The following is a 22512-nucleotide window of genomic DNA, read 5'->3' as shown; positions in this document are numbered from 1 at the left end:
GATTCGCCACTCACCCGGCGCGACCGCCGCAGCCCTCCGAACCGCCCTCCCCGACGATTGGCGTAGACCAATAGGAACGTTTCACGCTTCTCCACACCCCCCTCACCAGCAATTTTCGATTCAATTGGTGTAGACCTCTTGACCATTGCGTGCGCGCGCACCTACGTTCCGGTCCATCCCCACCGCCCCGGACCCCACAGCCGGCCGCCCCTGTACCGCCCTGCCAGGACCGCCCCGCTGCCCACACACCCATCTCCGGGAGTAGACGATGTCCGCACCGTCCGAAGAGCACACCGTCCGCCGCAGAACCGTCCTCGCCGCCGCCGGCTCCGCCGCCCTCGTCGCGGCCTCCGCCTCGCCGGCCCTGTCCGCACCGGCATCTGCGCCGGCCCCGGCTGCCGCCGACGCCTCCTGGCCCGACCCCGCGCGCGATGTCGCCAGGGACGGCACGGCGACCGCGTCCAGCGTCTTCGACCTCGACCCGGAGAGGTTCGCCGCCGCGCACGTCAACGACGGTGACCTGAGCACCCGGTGGGGTTCCGACTCGCCGGAGAACGGCCACCCCGACCCCAGCCGCGAATGGGTGCAGATCGAACTCGCCGAGCCCAGCCCGGTGCACCACGTGGTGATCCACTGGGAGACCGCCCACGCCGCGCACTACCAGATCGATGTCTCCGACGACGGCGAGACCTGGCGTACCGCCCTCGACGTCCCCGACGCCCCGGGCGGCCGGGAAGTCCTCGAACTCGGCCTCACCACCGCCGTCCGCTACGTGCGGATGCAGGGCGTCGCCGTGGCCACCGGCTGGGGCTACTCGATCTTCGCCATGGAGGTCTGGAACGGCCCGCGCCCCGGCGTCGGCCTCCCCGCGGGCCGGGTCATCCCGGTCCCGGTCGCGCAGACCTCGCGGCCGGACGCCCGCCCCTTCGTGCTGGGACGCCACAGCCGGATCGTCGCCGCCGACCGGCGCGCCCGTGACGTCGCCGAGCTCCTCGCCGGCCATCTGCGCCCCGCGACCGGCTATCCGCTGCCCGTGGTCGGCGGCCCGGGCCGGGACGGCGACATCACGCTGCTGCTCGGCCGCTCCCACGCCCCGTCCCGGGCGCGGCTGGCCCTCGCCGAGGGCTACACCCTGGCCGCCGGGGAGCACGGGGTACAGATCGCGGCGGCCCGCCCGCACGGCCTGTTCAACGGCGTCCAGACCCTCCGTCAACTGCTGCCCCCGTGGATCGGGAGCGACGAGGTCCGGCCGGGCCCGTGGACCGTCGAGGCGACCGAGATCCGCGACCACCCCCGGTTCGCCCACCGCGGGCTGATGATCGACCCGGCCCGGAACTTCCTTGAGGTCCCCGAGGTCAAGGAACTCATCGACGGGCTGGCCGAGTCCAAGGGGAACGTGCTGCACTGGCACCTGACCGACGACCAGGGCTGGCGGATCGAGATCGAGTCCTGGCCCCGGCTCACCGAGGTCGGCGGGAAGATGTCCATGCCCGGCGGGCGGACCGGCTTCTACACCAAGGACCAGATCCGCGACGTCGTACGGTACGCGGCGGAGCGCCACGTACAGGTCATCCCCGAGATCGAGATGCCCTCGCACTCGACGGCGGCCAGGACCGCGTACCCGCAACTGAGCGGCGAGGGCGGATATCTGGCGGACCTGGAGACCACCTACGCGTTCGTCGACGACGTCCTCCGCGAGGTCGCCGCGCTCTTCCCCTCCCCCTACGTCCACCTGGGCGCCGACGAGTCGGACATGCCGCACGATCAGTACGTGCGGTTCCTGCGCCGGGCCGAGGGCATCGCCCGCGGCCACGGGAAGACCATGATCGGCTGGTCCCCCAGTTGCGGGGTCGGCCTCGACACCGAGACGGTCCACCACTACTGGCAGGACCAGAGCCGGGAGATGTCACGGGAGTGGTTCAGCCCCCGCCGCCCGGTGCTGCTCTCCCCGACCCAGCAGGCGTACCTGGACTACCCGTACCCGGCCTACGACACCCGGCGTGCGTACTCCTGGAACCCGTTCGACCTCACCGACGGCTGGACGGGTGCCAAGGTGCAGCGCGACTACGGGCTCGACAACGACGACATCATCGGCATCGAGGCGCCGATCTGGGGTGAGCGGATGCTGCGCGGCCTGCCCGACGTGCAGTACCAGGTGTTCCCCAGGCTCCCGGCGATCCTGGAGAAGGCGTGGTCCCCCGCCGGGGCCACCGAGGACGCCGAGGGCGTGGTGGCCAGGACCGGCGTGCAGGGCGCGCGCTGGCAGTTCGCGGGCAGGAACTTCTGGGCGGATCCGGGGGTGCGCTGGGAGGCCGCGGCGGTCGGCGCGGACCTGCGCACCGGCCCGGACGGCACCGTCGACGGCGCGGTGGCGAGCCTGGCCCTGCCGGGAGTGGCGCCGGGCGAGATCACCGCGACGGTCGAGTGGGGCGACGGCACCACGAGCCCCGCCACGGTCACCGGTGACGCCGCGGGCGACCGCCAGGTCAACGGCGTGTACCGCGTCGAAGCAGCACACCGCTACTCCCGCCCCGGCACCTACCGGGGCACCGTCCGGATCACGGCACCGGGCACCGCGGCGACCACCCCGTTCACCGTCACCGCCCGCCGCTGACGGCCACCCCGCCCGGACCGCCGGCGCCCTGCCGAGGGCGCCGGCGGCTCCACCTCAGGGTCCGGGCGGGCGTCCCCGGTGACCCCGCCTAGTGGCCCGCCGGGCGGACGAGGCCGGTTTCGTAGGCGAAGACCGCCGCCTGGGTGCGGTCGCGCAGGGCCAGTTTCGTCAGGATCCGGCCCACGTGGGTCTTCACCGTCTGCTCCGCCACGACCAGCCGCTCGGCGATCTCCGCGTTCGACAGGCCCTGCGCGATCAGGCTCAGCACCTCGGTCTCGCGCTCCGTCAGACTGCCCACGCGGTCCTTGAGCGGGGCCCGCGGGGCGCGGGTCAGCCGGGCGAACTCGGTGATGAGGCGTCTGGTCACGGCGGGGGCGAGCAGCGCGTCGCCGGTGGCGACGACCCGTACCGCGTGGGCGAGTTCCGCGGCCGAGGCGTCCTTCAGGAGGAACCCGGACGCGCCCGCGCGCAGCGCCTCGTACACGTATTCGTCGAGGTCGAAGGTCGTCAGGATCAGCACCCGGACGGCCGCGTCCGGAAGCTCGGTGACAAGGCGGGTGGCCTCGATGCCGCCGAGGCCGGGCATCCGGATGTCCATCAGCACGACGTCCGGGTGCAGTTCGGCGGCCTTGGTGACGGCGTCGGCACCGTCGACCGCCTGGCCGACCACCTCGATGCCGGGCTCGGCGTCGAGCAGCACGGTGAAGCCCTGCCGCACCATGACCTGGTCGTCGGCGATCAGCACGCGGATGTTCGTCACGGAGTGTCCTCACCGTCCGAAGTGGCGGGCGCCGCGGGCACGGCGGGCGCCACGGGCAGTATCGCGGTGACCTCGTAGCCGCCGTCGGGGGTGGTGCCCGTGGCCAGTTCGCCGCCCAGCATCGCGGCGCGCTCGCGCATCCCGAGCAGGCCGTGCCCCGCCCCCGCCCAGGGCGGCGCGGCGCGTTCGGGCGCGGTGTTGGCGACGCGGACCGTGAGCCCGGCGGGGTGGTAGCCGATCTCGACCGCGGCGCGGGCTCCGGGCGCGTGCCGGACCACATTGCTGAGCGCTTCCTGCACGATGCGGTACGCGGACAGCTCGATGCCGGGCGGCAGCGCGTACGGCTCGCCGGTGGTCCGGGTGCCGACGTCGACCCCGGCGCGGCGTACGGCGGCGGCGAGTTCGCCGAGACGGTCGAGGGTGGGCTGCGGGGCGTGGCGTACGTCGTGGCGCCGGAGCGCGGGGGCGCCGGGGCCGGCCGCGGCACCCGTCCCGCCGTCGTCGGCGCGGAGGACGCCCAGCACCCGGCGCAGTTCGGTCAGCGCCTCGACGGCGCTGGCGCGTATCCCCGCGAGGTTCTCCTTCAGCTCCGGTGGCGGGTCCTGCACCAGGTGCGGTGCCACCTGCGCCTGGATGGAGATCACCGACATGTGGTGGGCGACCACGTCGTGCAGCTCGCGCGCGATCCTGGTGCGCTCCTGGAGCAGCACGCGCCGCGCCCGCTCCTCCGCGGTCAGCTCCTCCTGCGCCGCCAGTTCCGTACGCGCCACGCGCCGTCCGCGCAGCGCGACGCCGCCGCCGACGGGGAGGGTGAGGACCAGAACGGCGAACGGCACGCCCTCCGTGTCGCCGAGGAAGCCGTAGCCGAGACCGGCCAGCACGCTGATCACCAGCGTCTCGACCGCGACGCGCGGCCGGCACCGCAGCGCCACCGCGAAGAGCACCGTGGCCTGGAGCACGAGCCCCGTACCGGTCCACGGGAACATCGCGCCCGGGTCGGAGCCGGAGGAGACGAGCGCGTACCGTGCGACCACCAGCATGGCCGCGGTCGTGATCCACCACGCGAGCACCGGCCGGACCAGCGCGATCAGGAACGCCGCCGTCTGCAGCGCCGTGAGCAGGGCGGCGACGCGCATGCCCATGCCGTAGCCGAAGGCGTACTGGTTGGCGGCGGCGATCTGCAGCCCCGCCAGCCCCAGCACGACCGGCACGACCAGCGCCGGCAGCCACTCGCGCAGGCGGGAGCGCCCGGTGCCGGCCGGTGCCGTACGCGGCGGCGGGCTGACGGCCGATGTCCACAGGTCCGCGCGCAGCACCCGCAGGCCCGTACGCAGCCACTCGGCAGGCCGCTTCACCCTCGTCCCCTCCCTCATGGGCTCCACCCTAGGTACCTCGCACGGGGGCCGGACTTCTCTCGTACGGCTGGAACGCGGCCCGGCACACCAGCAGCACCACGGCGAACGCCGGCAGCCACAGCAGCCGGGCGCCGACCCAGCCGCCCCCGTCCGGCACCGTGTGCAGCCCCGGCAGCGTGCCGCCCCCGAGCAGGCCGAGAGCCGAGACCGCCATCATCGCCGTCTGGTGCCAGAGGAAGACCGTCATCGCCGACAGGTTGAGCAGCGCCACCGCCGCCCACGCCGCCGGCCGCCGCAGCGCCCGGCGTAGCGGGCCGAGCAGCAGCAGCGCGGCACCGCACTGGGCCAGGCCGAAGGTGACGGCGGCGAGGGTCGGCGGGTCCAGGTTGGAGACCGCGGCACCGGGCACGCCGACCATGGCCGCGGGATAGCCCGCGTACAGCACCAGCCCCGCCGTCGCCGCCGCACCGCCGCCGAGCAGCGCCCACGCCGTCCGCCGCCCCGGCAGCCCGCGGCGGGCGGCGCGCGCGCCCAGGGCGTACGGCACGAGCCACCCGGCGGCGACGTTCACCCACCCCAGCGCGGCGGGCCCGTCCAGCCGCAGCCGCCACAGGTCCACGCAGCCGACCACGGCCAGCGGCCACAGCGGATGCAGCCGGGCGGCGACGGGGGTCGCCGCGGTCAGCACGGTGAACACCAGCAGAAACCACAGCGGCGACAGCGCCAGCTTGCCCAGGGCGCGCACGGTCGCGTACCCGACGCCGCCCGCCAGCATCACGCCGAGCACCACCGCCCAGACCGCGAGCACGGCGGCGACGGGCCGGAAGAGCCGGTCGAGCCGGGCGCGGAGCCGGCGGAGGCAGGGGGTGCCGGCGGCGCGGGCGGAGGCATGGCCGCGGGCGGCGACGTAGCCGCCGACGAAGAAGAAGAGGGCCAGCGTCTGAAGGAGCCAGGAGACGGGTGTCAGCGCCGGCATGTAGTGCAGCGGGCTGGCGGCGCGCACGGTGCCGCTGTCGGCGACGAGGGCGGTGACCAGCCAGTGGCCGAGGACGACGCCGAGGATGGCGAGCGCACGCAGGGCGTCGATCCCGCGGTCCCGGGTGACCGGGGTGGCGGCGTCGATGCGCAGCAGGAGGTCACGCACGAGCGCCGCCGGCGGACGAGGGACCCGGGAGAGCGGGGCCCGGGGCGCACGAGGCGTCGGAACACGGCACCGGCACGGGCGGACGCCGGCCGTCGGCGGTCGCCGCGGCACCCGGCGGGCGCGGCACGCGTGCCGTCGCCGCGGCCGTCGGCCCGGCGTCCGCCCCGGCGGTGGTGCCCCGCCCGGCACGGGTCGCCCCTGCCGTCACCTGCGCAGGCGCGGAACCGGCGCCGCGGGCCTCCGCCCGCACCGGTCCCCCTGCGGTGGCGGAGGTCGCGCAGGCGGCCTCGCCCCGCACGATCCGGGCCATGCTCCGCAGCGGTACGGAGCCGGGGTCCAGGTAGTCGCTGTGGCCGCCGGAGCCCGCGGGGAAAGGGCAGGCGCCGAAGTCCGGTGAGGCCGGGTCCGTGCCGAAGCCGAGCGTCGTCACGAGCAGCGGGATCCGCACATGCGGTACCTCGCCCACCCAGTCGTCCGCGCCCCGCCCCGCCCACACCGTGGCGGACGCGCCCAGGTCGGCGGCGCTGCCGGCGCCCACCCCCGGGCTGCCGTACAGCACGATGTCCGCGACCCGCGCCCCCGCCGCGGCACGGCCGCAGACCACGGAGCCGTACGAATGGCAGAGCAGCGAGATCCGGGCGCCCGGGCGGGCGGCTCCCAGCGACCGGACGAAGTCGCGCAGCCGGGGTGCCGCGGCCTCGGCGCGGTCCGCGGTGAGCGACGCGGGGCTGACCGTGTGCGGCGTCGCGTAGCCGAGCCAGGCGATGACGGCTCCCGGCGCCTCGCCGGGCGCACCCGTGCGCAGTTCGCCGCGCAGTGCGCGGGCACCGGCGCGGAAGCGCCCGTACGAGTCGAGACCGGTGCCGGAACCGGGGACGAGGACCGCGATCCGCTCGGCGTGCGCCAGGTCGCCGAACACCTCGGCGCTGCGCCCGCCGTCGCGGCCGTCGAACGAGAGGACCTGCCGCCCCGGCGCGGCCATCGCCCGCAGCGAGCCGGCGCGGCGCCGGTCGCCGTGGGCGGCGGCCATCCGCGCGGCGGCCCGGATGCCGTCGCGGTTGGCGGCGTACCGCTGTGCGAGGGCGGTGGGAGTCGCGGCGCCCACGTCGAACGGCACCTCCGGCACCGGCGCCGGCACGGCGGCGGGACGCGCCGCCGCGGCCACGGGCAGCGCGACGGACGCGGCGACCACCGCGGCCAGCAGCCCGCGCCGCCACCGCCCGTTGCCCCGCCCGCCGCCGGGCCGGGCATCGGAAGGCCGGGCGCCAGAGGGACGGGCGTCAGAACGGGTGTCAGAAGGCCCGGAGCCGCGTCCGGAGCCGTGCAGGCCGCCACGGCGGTCCCGGCCACCGGCACCGCCCGCGCCCCGCACCCCGGCGCCCGGCAGACGCGCGCCGCGGCCCTCCCCGGCCCCGCCCGCGCGCCCTCCGCTCCCCGGACGGCCCCCACACCCCGCCGCCGGCCTCGACCCCCCGCCGGTCGAGGCGGGTTCGCGGGGTGGGCGCCGTGCCATGAGGTTTCCTCTCACCGGGTGTGTTCCGGTGAGGAAGGTACGAACCGCCGGCCCTCGTCGGCGTCCCGCCGCAGAGCCCCTCTGCGACGTAGCTCTCAGGTATGACGGGTACCGGCCGCGGCAGCGCCCCCGCTCAGCCCCGCAGCACCGCCCTGTCGACCAGCGTGACCAGCGGCACCTCGAACTCCCCGCTCTGCGTCTCCGGCCGCGCCGCCAGGTAACCCCGGACCCGGGCGAGCACCTGCTCCCGCTCGTCCTCCGGGAGCAGCAGCACGCGCGAGTGCGTGGCGACCATCGCCGTCAGCGCGTCGCGCGTGTACCGCAGCCTGTTGGGGAACCGCTCCCGCTCAACCGGCTCGTACCGTTCGTGCGCCGGCACGTCCACCTCGTCCGACAGGTCGGCGAAGCACGCTTCGCCGCGCGTGACCTCGTCCAGTCCGTTGATCCAGTCCACCTCGCGGTCGCCCTGGTTCCACAGCCCGGCGACCACCCCGCCCGGCCGCAGCACCCGGGCGATCTCCGGCAGCGCCCGCTCCGGGTCGAACCAGTGGAACGCCTGCCCCACCAGCACCGCGTCCACCGACCCGTCCGGCAGCGGAATCCGCTCCGCCGTGCCCTGGTGCGCCGGCACGTCCGGCAGCGCACGCCGCAACTCCGCCCGCATCGCCGGGTCCGGCTCCACGGCGGTGACCGGCACCCCCTCCGCGACGAGCGCGGCGGTCAGCTTGCCGGTGCCCGCGGCGAGGTCGAGGACCTCCGGCCCGGGGCGGTCCGCGACCGGCGCCAGGGCCCATCGGACCGCGGATGCGGGGTAGTCGGGGCGGAATTCGGCGTAGGCCGCGGCCTGGCCGCCGAAGGAGGAGGCGCGCCGCCGGTGCAGCTCGTGGTCCGTAGTCATGATCGCCACGGTACGCCGTACGCGAAGTCGCCGGACAGACGCGTTCCTCCGTGCTGCCCGGGTCACCCGGACCGCCGCGGGCGCCGCCGCCGTACGATCCCGCCATGCCGCACGAGCGCCCCGAAGGCTGGCCCGCCCCGCCCGGCACGACCGCGCTGAGCGTGTCGCTGCCCGAGGTGGATCCCGTCGTACGGAACTGGCGGACCCGCTACGACACCGCGGCCGCCCACGGCGGCACCGCCCACGTCACCGTCCTCTTCCCCTTCGTCCACCGCGACCGCGTCGACGCCCCCGTACGCGCCGCGCTGCGGCGGCTGTTCGCCGCGCAGGAGGCGTTTTCGGTGAGGTTCGCGCGCTGCGCCCGCTTCCCGGGTGTGCTGTACCTCGTCCCCGAGCCGGACGACCCGCTGCGGGCGCTGACGAAGGCGGTCACCGAGGAGTGGCCCGGCCACCCGCCGTACGGCGGCCTCTTCGGCGACCTCGACCCGCACCTGACCGTCGCCAACAGCGGCGGCGAGGCGGTGCACGCGGCGATCGAGGCGGACCTCGCGCCCCGGCTGCCGGTCGCGGCGCGGGTGGCCGCGGTGGACCTCGTGGCGTACGACGGGCGGCGGTGGCGTCCGTGGCTGCGCTTCCCGCTGGGCGGGCTCCCCCACGGCGGACAGCGCCCCGGGGCGGCGGGGCCGTACGAGGGGTAACCGCGCGGCGGGCGCCGCATCCCCGCGGGTCCAGCCCTCCGCGGGTTCAGCCCTCCGCGGCTCCCGCGGTCCTCGCCCGCCGTTCGTACGCCTCCCGGGCGTCGAGCAGGTCGTCCCAGTGCTCGGCCGCCCACGTGCACGCCGCGCGGAGCGGCTCCAGCATGCTCCGCCCCAGCGGCGTCAGCGCGTACTCCACCCGCTGCGGCGGCCCCTCGTACGCCGTGCGCGCCACCAGCCCGTCGCGCTCCAGGGCCCGCAGCGAGCGGGTCATCATCTTGGGCGTCACCCGCCGCAGCGGGACGCGGAGTTCCGAGTAGCGCCGCGGGCCGCCTTCCAGGCACGCGAGGATCAGGGCTCCCCACTTGTCACCGAAACGGAACGGCAGGATCGACGACGGGCACAGCTCGTCGAACATGTCGGGGCGCAGCGGCTCGCTCATCCCGCCAGCGTAGGCGGCGGTCCCGGTATCCCGGAGGAAACCGCGGGTCCGGTTAGCGTGCGCGGAACATCGGCCGAGCGGAAGGCACGGAGGTACGCGGGATGGGCGGGATCGTGGTGTACGGGGCGGGCGGCAGGGCCGGTCGCCGGGCGGTGGCGGAGGCGCGGCGGCGCGGGCACGAGGTGGTGGCCGTGGTGCGGGACCCGGCGAAGCACGCCGGCGTCGCGGGCGAGGGGGTACGGCTGGTGGCCGGGGACGCGACGGACACCGGCGCGGTGGCGTCCGCCGCCGCCGGCTGCACCGCGGCGATCGCCGCGGCGGCGGTGTACGGGGAGGGAACGGACCCGGACGCCTTCTTCCGCGACTCGGCCAGGGCACTGGTGGCCGGTCTCGCGCGGGCCGGGGTGCCGCGGCTGGTGGTGGTCGGGCTGGCGTCGTTGCTGCCGGACGCCACGGGCCGCCGGCTGCTGGACGATCCGGCGTTCCCGGCGGAGTTCCGCCCGTTCTGCGAAGCGCACGCGGCGGGACTGGACGTCCTCCGCGCGGCGCCCCCGGAGCTGGACTGGCTCTACGTCAGCCCGGCCGGCGACTTCGACCACGACGCCGGCCGCACGGACCGCGGCTGGCGCGTCCCTCCCCACGGCGACCCCGGGGCGCGGATCTCGTACCAGGACTTCGCGGTCGCCCTGCTGGACGAGGCGCTCTCGCCCCGCCACCACCGTATGCACCTGGCGGTGGCCCGGGGCCTCTGACCGGCCGGGGCGGCTGTCCCGTCATCGCGCCCGGTCGCGGAACACGTGCCGGTACGTCCGCGGCGACACCCCCGTCTGCCGGGCGAAGTGGTGCCGCAGGTTCGCCGCGCTGCCGAGCCCCGAGCGCCGCGCCACCGCCTCCACCGGCACGTCCGTGGTCTCCAGCAGCTCCTGCGCCAGCCGGACCCGCTCGTGCAGCAGCCACTGCAGCGGCGTGACACCGAGGGTGTCGCGGAACCGGCGGGCGAAGGTGCGCTCGGCGAGGTGCGCGGCCTGCGCCAGCCGGGCCACGGTCAGCGGCTCGTGGAGCCGGGCGCGGGCCCAGTCGAGCACGGGTGCCAGCCCGTGGTCCGCGGCGGGGCGGGGCGGGGCCGCGGGGAGCTTGGCGTACTGGGCCTGGCCGCCCTCGCGGTGCGGGGGGACGACCATGCGCCGGGCCACCTCGTTGGCGACGGCGGAGCCGTGGTCGCGGCGGACGAGGTGGAGGCAGAGGTCGACGGCGGCGCCGGTGCCGGCGGAGGTGAAGACGGGCCCGTCCTCGGAGTAGAGCGCGTCGGGGTCGACGCGGACGCGGGGGAAGCGGTGGGCGAAGTCGGCGGCGTTCATCCAGTGCGTCGTCGCGCGCCGCCCGTCCAGCAGGCCGGCCGCCGCCACTGCGTACGCGCCCGCGCACAGCGTGACGATCCGCTTGCCCGCCTCGTACGCCTTCCGCACGGCGGCGACGAGGCCGGGGGGCGGGTCGAGCTGGTGGCTGCGGGTGAGGCCGGGGATGAGCACGGTGTCGGCCGCGGCCAGGTCGCCGAGGTCGTACGGGCTCTGCAGCAGGAGCCCGGGGGCGGTGGTCAGCGGTCCCGGCTCGGCGGCGCACAGGCGCAGCTCGTACCAGGGGTCGGCGAGGTCGCTGCGGTCGAGGCCGAAGACCTCACAGGGTACGGCCAGTTCGTAGGCGGGGGTGCCGTCCGTGACGGCGACCCCGACGACGTGGCGGCGGGTCGGCGCGTGCGTCGGCGGTGGAGGCATGGCAGGAATTTAGCGCAGGAAGGCATTTCCGCCCATGGCCGCGGACGGGAGCGGCGGGAGAGGCTCCGGGCATGGCCGACACGACCAGCGGCGCCGCCCCCGCGGCCGGCGCCGAGCCGCCGCATGCCGCGGCTCCGGTACGCCCGGGGCGTGGCCCGGAACACCCGCGCGGACACAGCCCGGGCCCGCCGGCGCGGGACCGCGCACCCGCGCGCTCCGGCGGCCTCACCGCCGCGCAGGGCACCGCGATGTACGTCGGCGCCGTCCTCGGCACCGGCGTCATCACCCTGCCCGCGCTCGCCGCCGACACCGCGGGCCCCGCCTCCCTCGTCGCGTGGGCGGCGCTCGTGGTGATCTCCGTGCCGCTGGCCCCCACCTTCGCCGCCCTGGGCGCCCGCCACCCCGACTCCGGGGGCGTCTCGACGTACGCCCGGCTCGCCTTCGGCGAGCGCGCCGCGACCGTCGTCGGCTGGTGCTTCTTCCTCGCGATACCGCCGGGGGCAGCCGCCGCCGCGCTCTTCGGCGGGGCGTACGTCTCCGCGGCCGTGGGCGGCGGCACGGTGACCACCACCGCCACCGCCGCCGCGCTGATGGCCGCCGTCACCGCCGCCAACGCCGCGGGGCTGAAGGTGACCGGCCGGCTGCAACTGGCGCTCGCGGTGCTGCTCGTCGTCCTGCTGCTGACCGCCGTGCTGCTGTCGCTCCCCCATGCCCGTACGGACCATCTGACGCCCTTCGCACCGCACGGCTGGAGCGCCGTCGCCCCCGCCGCCGCGCTGCTGGTGTGGAGCTTCGCGGGCTGGGAGGCGATCACGCACCTGGCGGGCGAGTTCCGCCGGCCGGCCCGCGACCTGCCGCGCGCGACGGGCGCCGCCGTCGCGCTGGTCGGCGTGCTGTACCTGACCGTCGCCTTCGCCGTCGTCGCGGTGCTGGGCCCGGCCGCCGCGGACTCCGACGCCCCGCTCGGCGACCTCATGGCCCGCGGACTCGGCGGCCCGGCCCGCTACCTGGCCGCGGGCGCCGCGCTGCTCCTCACCCTCGGCGTCATGAACGTCTACTACGCCGGCGCCGCCAAGCTCGGCGCCGCCCTGGGCCGCGACGGCGCGCTGCCGGCGAAGCTGGCGCGGGGCAGCGAGGCCGGGGAGGTACCGCGGCGCAGCCTGGCGGTGATCTCGGCGCTGGGGTTCGCGGCGCTGGCCGCGGTGACGCTGACGGACACCGGCACGAAGCCGCTGGTGCTCCTGACCACGGGCTCGTTCACCACGGTGTACGCGGTGGGCGTGGCCGCCGCCTTCCGGCTGCTGCCGCGCGGCAGCGGAGGGCGGAAGGCCGCGGTGCCGGCGCTGGTCGCGGTCGGCGCGCTGCTGGTCGCCTCCGGCCCGTACCTGCTGTGGCCGCTGGCGGTGACGGTGGCGGCCTGGCTCTTCACCGGACGCCGCCGGCCGGTGCCGGGGGCCGGTACGCCGGCGCACGGGTGAGGACCGGGCGCCCAAGGCGCCCGGTCCTTACCGGCCCGGGTCGTCACCGGGCACGTGCCGCCCGGCGCAGGTCGCTCAGTCGAAGCTCAGCTCGCCCGTGCGGGTCCGCTTCAGCTCGAAGAACTTCGGGTACGACGCCATCGCCAGCGCGCCGTCGAAGATCCGCAGCGCCTCCTCGCCCCGCGGGACGGCGGTCAACACCGGCCCGAAGAACGCGACGCCGTCGATGTGGATCGTCGGGGTGCCGACGTCCTCGCCGACCGGGTCCATGCCCTCGTGGTGGCTCGTGCGCAGCGCCTTGTCGTACGCGTCGCTGTCCGCCGCCGCGGCCAGCTCCGCCGGCAGGCCCACCTCGGCGAGGGCGCCCTTGACGACGGTCCCGTAGTCCTTCTCGCCCTCGTTGTGTATGCGAGTGCCGAGGGCGGTGTAGAGACCGCGCAGGACCTCCTCGCCGTGCTGCTCCGCGGCGGCGATGCAGACCCGCACGGGGCCCCACGCCTTGTCCATCAGCTCGCGGTACCAATCCGGCAGCTCGCGGTCCTCGTTGAGCACGGACAGGCTCATCACCCGGAACCGCAGGTCGATGTCCCGCTGCCGCTCCACTTCGAGGATCCAGCGGGAGGTGATCCACGCGAACGGACAGGCGGGGTCGAAGTAGAAGTCGACCTTGGGCGTTTCACCGGTGGCAGCCGCCATGGGCCATCTCCCTGCTGTGATACGGATGCATGCGTCTTTGACGGCAGGGTCAACACCGACCGTCCCGGCCGCATTCCGAGGAGGCAGCCATTTTCCCCGACACCCCCGCGGTCCTGCTGCTGACCGGCGTGCAGGCCGCCGGCAAGTCCACGGTCGCCCAGTCGATCGCCGAACGGCTGCCGCGCTCGGCGCACGTGCGCGGCGACGTCTTCCGCCGCATGATCGTCGGCGGGCGCGCCGAGATGACGCCGCGGGGCTCGCCGGAGGCGCTGCGGCAGGTGCGGCTGCGGTACGGGCTGATGGCCCGGACGGCGGACGCGTACGCGGCGGCGGGGTTCACGGCGGTGGCCCAGGACGTCGTGCTGGGCGCCGAGCTGGCGCGCACCGCGGCACTGTTCCGCACCGAGCCGCTGTTCGTCGTCGTGCTGGCGCCCAGCCCGGAAACGGTCGCGGCCCGCGAGGCGGGGCGGGCGAAGAGGGCGTACGGGCCGGCATGGGGTGTGCGGGACATGGACGACGTCCTGCGCAACGAGACCCCGCGCCTCGGTCTGTGGCTGGACACCTCCGGCCGGACGCCGGCGGAGACGGCGGACGAGATCCTGGCCCGCGCCTGGCGGGAGGCCCGCGTCGAGCGCTGAGAGCGCCCCCCCCACGCGACGAGGGCCCTCCGGCCGCGTGCCTGCTCTCGGTGAATCCCGGCTACGCGGGCGCGGCGGCGTGGGCGGACGAGTAGGTGCGGGCGCCCGACTCCGCGGAGGACGCCTTCGCGGCCCCCGGCGGCTGACGCGCCGGGCGGGAACCATCCGGTACGGGCACGCCGGCGGCTCCCGGGCGGCGCCCCGCGCCGTGGCGGCGGTCCCGCACCGCCGCACCCGGCGGACGCGTACGGAACGCACCCCCGCCCGTCATTCCTGCGGGTCCTCCCGGTCCCGCCGCGGGGGTTCCAGCTCCTCGGCCGGTGTCTCGTCCCCCCGGTCCACCGCCTCCGGCAGGTCCGCCTCGTCCACGGAGCGCCCCGGGTCCCCCAGCTCCAGCGTGCCCAGCGGGTCGATGGGGTCCAGCGGCGGGGGCACGCCCTCCTCGCCCGTGTCCGCCTCGGGCCCCGCCCCGTCCGCCGGCGGCGGAGGAGGAGGGGGCGGGGCGGCCGCCGGCGGCTGCTGGCCGGCCGCGCCCGACTGCGCCCGCTCCAGGAACCGCAGCAGCTCCACCGGGAACGGCAGCACGAGCGTCGAGTTCTTCTCCGCCGCGACCGCGCCGACCGTCTGCAGCAGCCGCAACTGCAGCGCCGACGGGTGGTCGGACATCTGGTGCGCCGCCTGGGCCAGCTTCCGGGACGCCTGGAGTTCCGCGTCGGCGTTGATGACCCGCGCCCGCCGGTCCCGCGCCGCCTCCGCCTGCCGGGCCATGGAGCGCTTCATCGTCTCGGGCAGCGACACGTCCTTGATCTCGACCCGGTCGACGGTGACGCCCCACTCCACCGCCGGGCTGTCGATCATCAGCTCCAGGCCCTGGTTGAGTTTCTCCCGGTTGGAGAGCAGGTCGTCCAGCTCGCTCTTGCCGATGATGGAGCGCAGCGAGGTCTGGGCCATCTGGGAGACCGCGAAGCGGTAGTCCTCGACCTTCACGACCGCGTCGGCCGGGGCGACGACCTTGAAGTAGACGACCGCGTCGACGCGGACCGTCACGTTGTCGCGGGTGATGCCCTCCTGGGCGGGGACGGGCAGGGTCACGATCTGCATGTTGACCTTGCGCATCCGGTCGACGAACGGAACGATCATCGCGAAGCCGGGGCCGCGGATACCGGGCCGGAGCCGGCCGAGCCGGAAGACCAGCCCCCGCTCGTACTGCTTGACCACCCGGGCCCCGGCCATCAGGCCGATGGCCCCGAGAGAGACGATCGTCACCCCCACTGCGATCAGTGCCTCGACCATCACGGCTCCCTGCGTCGCGTGCGATCGGCCGTTCCGTCTTCACGTTAGCCCCGCCCGAGCACCTGGGACAGTTTTCGGAGGCACCCTCCGAAAGGTGCCCCGGCCGGGCTGCCGGGCAGGTACTGCAACCCGCACCGCCCCCGCCCCGGGGTGATCCGGGCGGGGGCGGCGGCCGGGGCGCTCAGGCCCTGGGCATCAGGGTCAGTAGACGCTCACCCCGTAGGCGTTCAGCGCCTCCACGACCGGCTGGAAGAACGTCGTGCCGCCGCTGGAGCAGTTGCCGCTGCCGCCGGAGGTCAGGCCGAGGGCCGTCGTGCCGGAGAACAGCGGGCCGCCGGAGTCGCCGGGCTCGGCGCACACGTTGGTGCGGATCATGCCGTAGACGATGTCGCCGCCGCCGTAGTTCACGGTCTGGTTCAGCGCCGTGACGCTGCCGCCGTGGAGGCCGGTGGTGGAGCCGCTGCGCTGCACGGACTGCCCCACGGTCGGGTTGGCGGCGCCGGTGATGTCCCGGCTGCTGCCGTTGTACAGGTTCACGGTCCCGGGGTGGGTCTGCGAGGTGTTGGAGTACCGCACCAGCCCGTAGTCGTTCGTCGGGAAGCTCGACCCGGCGGTCGGGCCGATGGTGGTGGTACGGCCGGAGTTGCTCCACCAGGTGCCCGCACCGTCGGTGCAGTGGCCGGCGGTGACGAAGTAGTACGTGCTGCCGCTGCGGACGTTGAAGCCGAGCGAGCAGCGCCAGCCGGACGCGTAGATCGCCTGGCCGCCGTTGATGTAGCGCTGGAGTTTGCCCTGCATGCGCTCGATCCGCAACGCGTCGGCGTCGGCGCCCGCGGTCCGCTTGATGTGGGCCACCTCGGCGTTGGTCACGGTCTCGTCGATGCTGACGACGAGGGTGCCGGTCTTCTTGTCGACGCCCCACGCGGTGCCGCCGACGTCGGCGGCGAGCACCGCGTGGTCGGCTCTTTCCAGGGTGGCGACGCTGAAGCCCTCGGGCGGCTGGGCGGCGCCCGAGGCCGGCATCGCGAGCGCGGCTCCGGCCAGCGCGGCGGTCAGTGCGGCCACCAGCCGCAGTCGCTTCTTCATGCCGCTCAGTGGGGGTGTGCGCTTGATCCTCACTCAATCCTCCGAGTGTGCTCGGGGACCCGCCGGACGGGCGGGTCCGTGAGGCGCAGCCACGGGGCGCGGAAAACTCGGAAGGGCTCGCCCGGCCGGCTGTCGTGCTCCCCGGCCGTGGGGGTGCGGCCCCGTAATTTTCGTCGTGCCCCTGACAAGCGCTGCTGAGAGTATTCAGACGATGACAGGTGTGCACAAGTAGGCACGGGCACATGGTGGCGTAAGCCCGCCCCCCGGCCCGCCCGACCGGCCCGGCCGGGCCGCCGACCACTCGAACAGCGCGGGAACCACCCGAGCGGTGGCGAAACACCCGCCCGGCCCCCGCCGGCATCCGCTGTCACCCCGTCAGGCCCCGTGCGCAGGGGGAACTCTGACGGTCCGACAGCCGTTTCTGTGCCAGTACTGTCACGAACCAGGCGCGTGCCCTCTATCTGATTGGCACATCATCCGCATCATGGATGACCATAGGTGAGCGGACAGACATCCCCGGACTGCTCCGGGGACAGCCCACGCCGCGGGAGAGGGAGGAGGCGTCATGGGATCGGTACGCAGGGCTAGTGCCTGGCTCGGCCTCGTCGACGACAACGAAGACGAGCGCTACTACGACGGGTACGAAGACGACAGCGCGGACACCCCGGAAGACGCCGCTTGGACGACGGACCCGCGCGTGCGCGTGGCGTCCCAGGTCGCCCAGGAGAAGGGACGCCGCATCGCCACCGTGTCGCCGGACGGGTTCCGGGATGCGCGCGGGATCGGCGAACTCTTCCGCGAGGGAGTCCCCGTCATCGTGAACCTCACGATGCTGGAGGCCGCCGACGCCAAGCGCGTCGTCGACTTCGCGGCGGGGCTGACCTTCGGGCTGCGCGGCTCCATCGAGCGCGTGGCGACGCGGGTGTTCCTGCTGACCCCCGCGGAGTACGCGATCGTGCCGGGCGAGATGCCGCGCTCCACCCAGGGCGGGTTCTTCAACCAGAGCTGACGCGACGACACCGCCGCAACGACGACGGATTCCGGGGCTGGGCCGTACGGTTCAGCCCCGGAACGCGTCCAGCCCGGTCAGCGCCTTGCCCAGCACGAGCTGGTGCATCTCCACCGTGCCCTCGTACGTCAGCACCGACTCCAGGTTCGTGGCGTGCCGCATCACCGGGTACTCCAGCGAGATGCCGTTCGCCCCCAGGATCGTCCGGGCCGTCCGGCAGATCTCGATCGCCTCGCGGACGTTGTTGAGCTTGCCGAAGCTGACCTGCTCCGGGCGCAGCGTGCCGGCGTCCATCCGCGTGCCCAGGTGATGCGCGAGCAGCACGCCCTTGTGCAGTTCGACGGCCATGTCGGCGAGCTTGGCCTGGGTGAGCTGGAAGCCGCCGATGGGCCTGCCGAACTGCTCGCGCGTACGGGCGTACTCCAGCGCCGCCTCGAAGGACGACCGGGCCGCGCCCATGGCACCCCAGACGATCCCGTAGCGGGCGTGCGTCAGACAGCTCAGCGGGCCGCGCAGCCCGGGGGCCCCGGGAAACACCGCGTCGGCGGGCAGCCGCACCTCGTCGAGGACCAGCTCGGCGGTGACCGAGGCGCGCAGCGACCACTTGTGCCTGATCTCGGGCGCGGTGAAGCCGGGCGCGCCGGCGGGGACGACGAAACCGCGGATGCCCTCGTCGGTACGGGCCCACACCACGGCGACGCCGGCCACCGAGCCGTTGGTGATCCACATCTTGCGGCCGGTCAGCACCCAGTCGGAGCCGTCCCTCTTCGCGTACGTGCGCATCCCGGCCGGGTCGGAGCCGTGGTCCGGCTCGGTCAGCCCGAAGCAGCCGATGACCTCGCCGGCGGCCATCCGCGGCAGCCACTGCTGCTTCTGCTCCTCGGAGCCGAACCGCCAGATCGCGTACATCGCCAGCGAGCCCTGCACGGAGACCAGCGAGCGGATACCGGAATCGGCCGCCTCCAGCTCCAGGCAGGCCAGCCCGTACTGCACGGCGGAGGCGCCGGCACAGCCGTAGCCCGTCAGCGACATGCCCAGGGCGCCCATCGCGCCCAGCTCACGGGCCAGTTCACGGATGGCGGGCAGCTCGCCGCTCTCGTACCACTCGGCGATGTGCGGCAGCACACGGTCGGCGGCCCAGCCGCGCACGGTGTCGCGCACGGCGATGTCCTCGGGGGCGAGGAGGTCGTCAACTCCCAGCGGATCGGCGGGGTTGAACGGCGGCGTAGTGCTTGCGGCCATGGCTGTCGTCCTCCGGCGGTCCGTCGGGATCACGGTCCGACGCTACTGGCGCGTAATCGGCGTCGTCCAGCCTCCCCGCGCCGGGCGTGACGTCTCCCACACGCCGGACGCGCCCGGGCCCCGCGCGCCGCCGGCGCACCGGCCCGCGGCCGTCCGGTGCACCCACGGCCGCACCCCGCTCCCGCCGCACCTCGACCGGGGCCACCGCGGGGGCGCCGGGTGACGCGGCGGCGCCCTTCGCCGGGCCGGCGCCCGCCTCGCCGGGCTCGCCGCAGTCCATCGACCGCGGCAGCCGCAGCGCCGTGAGCGCGCCGAGCAGCAGCAGCCCGGCGCTGACGGCCAGCGTGACGTGCATGCCGTGGACGAACGCGTCCCGCGCGGCGTCACGCAGGGTGGCGCCGGCCGCGCCGCCCAGCTCGCCCGCGGTCTCGTACGCCTCGCCCAGCGAGTTGCCCGCCGCGTCGGTCGCGCTGGCCGGCACGCCGGGCACGGTGCCCAGCGCGGGACGGTAGACGGCGTTCATCACGCTGCCGAGCAGCGCTATGCCGATGCCCGCGCCGAGCTGGTACGAGGTCTCGCCGATGGCCGCGACCCCGCCGGCCTGCTCCGCCGGGGTCTCGCTGAGCATCGATTCGTAGGCGCCGAAGATGGTCGTCTCCAGCCCGTACCCCAGCAGCACGAAGCCCGCGCACAGCACCAGTGGCCGGTCCTCCTCGCCCAGGCTGATCAGCCCGGCGACGGCGACGGCGGTGAGCAGGAAGCCCAGCGCGACCATGAGGCGCGGGCCGAGCCTGGTGACCATCCGGGAGCCGGCGAGACCCGCGGCCACGGCGGCGACGGTCAGCGGAACCAGCCGCAGCCCGGTCTGCAGCGGGCTGAGGCCCAGGACGAGTTGCATGTACTGCACGGCGACGAGCTGCAGCCCCACCAGGGCCAGGAGCGCGAGGACGATGCAGCCGACGGCGGTGCCGAAGGAGCGGCAGGAGAGGACGCCGAAGTCGACGAGCGGGTGGGTACGGCGGCGCTGCCTGCGGACGAAGAGCACGAGCAGGGCGCAGCCGGGGAGCAGCGGCCCGACGACGGCCGGGTGCAGCGGCCCGTCACCGGCGCCGGCCTGCTTCAGCGCGAGGACCACGCCGAAGAGACCGGCCGCCGCCATCAGCGCACCGAGGACGTCCCAGGGGCCGGCCCGGTCGGCGGTGGACTCCGGCAGCAGCCAGCGGCCCACGGGCACGGCGATCACCATCAGCGGGATGTTGATCAGGAAGACCGAGCCCCACCAGAAGTGCTCCAGCAGGAAGCCGCCGAGCAGCGGCCCGATGGCCGCTCCCACGGCGGCGGTGGCGCTCCACAGCCCGATGGCCGCGGCGCGTTCGCGGCGGTCGGGGAAGACCTGGCGCAGGATCGACAGCGTGGCCGGCATGATCATGGCGCCGCCGACGCCGAGGAGGGCGCGGGCGGCGATCAGCACGTGGGGGTCGCTCGCCGCGGCGGCGAGCGCGGAGGCCAGGCCGAAGAGCGCGTAGCCGAGGAGCAGCACGCGGCGGCGGCCCACCCGGTCGCCGAGGGTGCCGAAGAGGATCAGCAGGGAGGCGGCGACCAACGGGTAGGCGTCGACGATCCACAGCAGGTCGACGGCGCCGGGCTTGAGGTCCTCGGTGAGCGCGGGGACGGCGACGTGCAGGACGGTGGCGTCGAGGGCGACGAGCAGCAGGCTGGAGCAGAGGACGGCCAGCACGGTCCAGCGCCCGGCGCCGCGGGCACCGGGAACGTCCCGCGGCGGGCTCGTGGCCGTGGCCGTCCCTGACATCTCCGCACCTCCCGGACTCGCGCGAGTCGACAGCGTACGCGAGTCCCGCGGGCGCGGGACTCGGCACCACCCGGAGAGGTGACGGCGCTACCGGTTGCGCGGGGCACGGCCTCCTCCGGTCCCGCTCCAGTCCGCCCCCGGTCCGGCTCGGCTCGTTCTCCGGTGTCCCTCGTGCCGGATCCGCTCCGCTGACGTGCCATGATTGCCCGCCCCCGGTCCGGGAAGTCACTGGTTGAGAGCTTTGCCCACCCTGTGTGACGCCCGTCACACACCCACGACCCGGACCGTCCGCAGGTGAACGGTCCGCAACGGCGCGGCGAAACTCCGATAAACGGAGGAACGCAAAATCAATTGACCGATTGGCCGAACTCAGATATTCACAGAAAGCGGAAGACGTGAGTCCTGAAATGGCGGTGGGGTAAGTGCAGTTGAGGGCGGAGTCCACATCACATCGGCATTACAAAGCGGTCCGATTGGTCAATCCGCGGCAGTCGGCGATGTAGCGTCGATTCCGTGCGTACCGAAGAGAGGCGTCCGCAGGGAGCGGAGCGCCCGACCACACACGGCGGCCGGCGGCCGCGTATGACCAGGACCCGGCTGTGGCTGTTCTGGTCGTCGCTGGCCGTCTACGCGGCGATCGTCGCGGCCGTGGTGACCACCTCGTGGCTGGTGCACCTCGACTGGCAGCTGATGCTCTTCCGGCCGTACAAGCAGTGGCCGCAGTTCCATGCCTTCCTGGACTACTTCGTGGTGCTGGGCCAGCGCGCGCCCACCGCCGTCGCGGTGCTGGCCTGGCTGGGCTGGCGCGCCTGGCGCCAGCACACCCTGCGCCCGCTGTTCATGCTGGCGGGGTCGCTGCTCCTGCTGAACCTCACGGTCGGGGCGGCGAAGATCGGCATGGGCCGGCTCGGCCCGCACTACGCCACCGAGATCGGCTCGAACGAGATGTGGGCGGGCGGCGATATATTCCCTTCGGGTCACACCGCGAACGCCGTCGTGACCTGGGGTGTCGTGGCCTATCTGGCGACGACGCCGCGGGCCCGCAGGACCGCCTCCGTGGCCTGCGCGATGGTGGCGCTGGGCGTCGGCGGCACGACCGTCTACCTCGGTACGCACTGGCTCAGTGACGTGCTGCTCGGCTGGGTCGCCGGCCTGCTCGTGCTGCTGGCCCTGCCCTGGTTCGAGCCCGGCGTGGCCCGCGCGGAGGCGTGGCTGCTGCATCTGCGGGACCGGCTGCGCGGCTCCGCCGCCGCCGGACCGCCCGCACCGGCCTCACTGTCCCCGCTGGCCACGCGCGTCTCCATAGTCTCTCAGCGCCCCACCGGCGCCGGCGCGCAGACCGCGCGGGAGATGGCCCGGCTCAGCTCGGGAACGGGCACGGCCGCCCGCCCGGACACCTGGCCACACCTGGCCTCACGCCCGCACACCGCGCGGCCGGAGCGTCCGCCCGTCACCCCGGGCGGCCACCGCCGCCCGCCGTCGGACCGCCCCGGGGGCCGGCCGCAGGCGCGCACGGGCGGCTGACCCCGCTACCCGACCCAGCAGCGCGTCACCCGGCCCTCCTGGACGGTGAAGTTCAGCCGTCCGCCCATGAACTCCATGGTGATGATGGCCCCGGGGGGCAGCGAGCGGACCGTGGTCCAGCCGCGGCCCCTGGCCCGCTCCTCGGCCTCGGAGGCGGCCAGCCCGACATAGCCCTCGGGGTCGTCGTCGGGGTTCGAGGACGGTGCCGGCACGTTCGGTGGAGTCGCCATGGCGTCCACGCTATGCCCCTGGTCACGGTCGCGGTAGGGCGGCGGACCACGGGCATGTCCCGGCCCTGTTCACCGCGGGTCACACTTCTGTCACAGCGCCCGCCGGCCGTCGAGGGGTGAAAACAGGGCCCGTACAAGCGTCCGAGAGGCACTTCCTGACGGGCTATCGGGAATTGCTGCCAGCGTCGCTAATCACACCGGCCGTTTACCCGACTGGCCCCCTGGAATTCACCGGATTTCACCCGTCCGGCGGTGCCCGGTGTCAACTCCGCATAAAACCTCCGGGCGACTCTCCGCGACACACCGGGCGAAC

19 protein-coding genes and 1 pseudogene are annotated in these 22512 nt (G+C 74.9%); 7 read left to right on the top strand and 13 right to left on the bottom strand.

Annotation, left to right across the window (positions count from 1 at the left end; all coding sequences use genetic code 11):
* Positions 1-268 precede the first annotated feature (268 nt).
* On the top strand, positions 269-2614 hold the full coding sequence (locus I003_RS0120100; RefSeq protein WP_027773149.1) for a family 20 glycosylhydrolase: 2346 nt from the start codon (positions 269-271) through the stop codon (positions 2612-2614).
* Positions 2615-2702: 88 nt separating this feature from the next.
* Here the strand turns inward: I003_RS0120100 and I003_RS0120095 are convergent, their stop codons facing one another.
* The 5 genes and pseudogenes from I003_RS0120095 to I003_RS0120075 form a co-directional block, all read right to left on the bottom strand.
* Complete coding sequence (locus I003_RS0120095) at positions 2703-3374, bottom strand: response regulator transcription factor (protein WP_027773148.1); 672 nt, start codon at positions 3372-3374, stop codon at positions 2703-2705.
* Positions 3371-4747 (bottom strand): histidine kinase, encoded by a 1377-nt coding sequence (locus tag I003_RS0120090; RefSeq protein WP_037721244.1) that lies wholly within the window; start codon positions 4745-4747, stop codon positions 3371-3373. The genes I003_RS0120095 and I003_RS0120090 overlap by 4 nt, the downstream gene beginning before the upstream one ends.
* Before the next feature lie 10 nt (positions 4748-4757).
* The gene (locus I003_RS0120085; protein ID WP_027773146.1) at positions 4758-5873 is read right to left on the bottom strand and encodes an acyltransferase family protein; all 1116 of its coding nucleotides are present in this window, start codon (positions 5871-5873) and stop codon (positions 4758-4760) included.
* A 283-nt stretch (positions 5874-6156) separates the two neighbouring features.
* Positions 6157-7077: pseudogene (locus I003_RS32710) on the bottom strand (alpha/beta hydrolase); the annotation flags it as partial.
* A 442-nt stretch (positions 7078-7519) separates the two neighbouring features.
* The gene (locus I003_RS0120075; RefSeq protein WP_027773145.1) at positions 7520-8284 is read right to left on the bottom strand and encodes a class I SAM-dependent methyltransferase; all 765 of its coding nucleotides are present in this window, start codon (positions 8282-8284) and stop codon (positions 7520-7522) included.
* Positions 8285-8388: 104 nt separating this feature from the next.
* Between I003_RS0120075 and I003_RS32705 the strand changes: the two genes are divergently transcribed.
* The gene (locus I003_RS32705; RefSeq protein WP_051368346.1) at positions 8389-8982 is read left to right on the top strand and encodes a 2'-5' RNA ligase family protein; all 594 of its coding nucleotides are present in this window, start codon (positions 8389-8391) and stop codon (positions 8980-8982) included.
* A gap of 46 nt (positions 8983-9028) precedes the next feature.
* On the opposite strand, the gene I003_RS32700 is transcribed toward I003_RS32705, so the two are convergent.
* Positions 9029-9421, bottom strand: a complete 393-nt coding sequence (locus I003_RS32700; RefSeq protein WP_037721231.1) for a winged helix-turn-helix transcriptional regulator — start codon at positions 9419-9421, stop codon at positions 9029-9031.
* A gap of 101 nt (positions 9422-9522) precedes the next feature.
* On the opposite strand from I003_RS32700, the gene I003_RS0120060 reads away from it, so the two are divergent.
* Entirely contained in the window at positions 9523-10173 is a 651-nt protein-coding gene (locus tag I003_RS0120060; protein WP_027773144.1) for an NAD(P)H-binding protein, read from the top strand.
* Between the two features lie 21 nt (positions 10174-10194).
* Here the strand turns inward: I003_RS0120060 and I003_RS0120055 are convergent, their stop codons facing one another.
* The gene (locus tag I003_RS0120055; RefSeq protein WP_037721229.1) at positions 10195-11193 is read right to left on the bottom strand and encodes a helix-turn-helix domain-containing protein; all 999 of its coding nucleotides are present in this window, start codon (positions 11191-11193) and stop codon (positions 10195-10197) included.
* Between the two features lie 71 nt (positions 11194-11264).
* On the opposite strand from I003_RS0120055, the gene I003_RS0120050 reads away from it, so the two are divergent.
* Positions 11265-12671, top strand: coding sequence for an amino acid permease (locus I003_RS0120050; protein ID WP_027773142.1), 1407 nt, complete (start codon positions 11265-11267; stop codon positions 12669-12671).
* A gap of 75 nt (positions 12672-12746) precedes the next feature.
* Here I003_RS0120050 and I003_RS0120045 read toward each other — a convergent pair whose 3' ends face one another.
* Positions 12747-13367, bottom strand: a complete 621-nt coding sequence (locus tag I003_RS0120045; protein WP_027773141.1) for a mycothiol-dependent nitroreductase Rv2466c family protein — start codon at positions 13365-13367, stop codon at positions 12747-12749.
* Positions 13368-13483: 116 nt separating this feature from the next.
* Here I003_RS0120045 and I003_RS0120040 point away from each other — a divergent pair, with 116 nt between their 5' ends.
* Positions 13484-14005, top strand: a complete 522-nt coding sequence (locus tag I003_RS0120040; RefSeq protein ID WP_027773140.1) for an AAA family ATPase — start codon at positions 13484-13486, stop codon at positions 14003-14005.
* Between the two features lie 267 nt (positions 14006-14272).
* Here I003_RS0120040 and I003_RS0120030 read toward each other — a convergent pair whose 3' ends face one another.
* A complete protein-coding gene (locus tag I003_RS0120030; RefSeq protein ID WP_027773138.1) occupies positions 14273-15298 on the bottom strand; it encodes a slipin family protein in 1026 nt (341 codons plus the stop codon).
* Positions 15299-15499: 201 nt separating this feature from the next.
* Positions 15500-16417 (bottom strand): trypsin-like serine protease, encoded by a 918-nt coding sequence (locus tag I003_RS0120025; protein ID WP_027773137.1) that lies wholly within the window; start codon positions 16415-16417, stop codon positions 15500-15502.
* A gap of 532 nt (positions 16418-16949) precedes the next feature.
* Here I003_RS0120025 and I003_RS0120020 point away from each other — a divergent pair.
* On the top strand, positions 16950-17393 hold the full coding sequence (locus I003_RS0120020; protein WP_027773136.1) for a cell division protein SepF: 444 nt from the start codon (positions 16950-16952) through the stop codon (positions 17391-17393).
* Between the two features lie 51 nt (positions 17394-17444).
* Here I003_RS0120020 and I003_RS0120015 read toward each other — a convergent pair whose 3' ends face one another.
* Positions 17445-18635 (bottom strand): acyl-CoA dehydrogenase family protein, encoded by a 1191-nt coding sequence (locus I003_RS0120015; RefSeq protein ID WP_027773135.1) that lies wholly within the window; start codon positions 18633-18635, stop codon positions 17445-17447.
* The gene (locus I003_RS0120010; protein ID WP_027773134.1) at positions 18583-20445 is read right to left on the bottom strand and encodes an MFS transporter; all 1863 of its coding nucleotides are present in this window, start codon (positions 20443-20445) and stop codon (positions 18583-18585) included. The genes I003_RS0120015 and I003_RS0120010 overlap by 53 nt, the downstream gene beginning before the upstream one ends.
* 582 nt (positions 20446-21027) lie before the next feature.
* Between I003_RS0120010 and I003_RS0120005 the strand changes: the two genes are divergently transcribed.
* A complete protein-coding gene (locus tag I003_RS0120005; protein WP_027773133.1) occupies positions 21028-21969 on the top strand; it encodes a phosphatase PAP2 family protein in 942 nt (313 codons plus the stop codon).
* 5 nt (positions 21970-21974) lie between these two features.
* On the opposite strand, the gene I003_RS0120000 is transcribed toward I003_RS0120005, so the two are convergent.
* A complete protein-coding gene (locus tag I003_RS0120000; protein WP_051368345.1) occupies positions 21975-22199 on the bottom strand; it encodes an I78 family peptidase inhibitor in 225 nt (74 codons plus the stop codon).
* Between the last annotated feature and the right edge of the window lie 313 nt (positions 22200-22512).

The sequence above is a fragment of the Streptomyces sp. CNQ329 genome (genome assembly GCF_000482585.1).
This window is presented reverse-complemented; position numbering and strand designations above follow the sequence as displayed.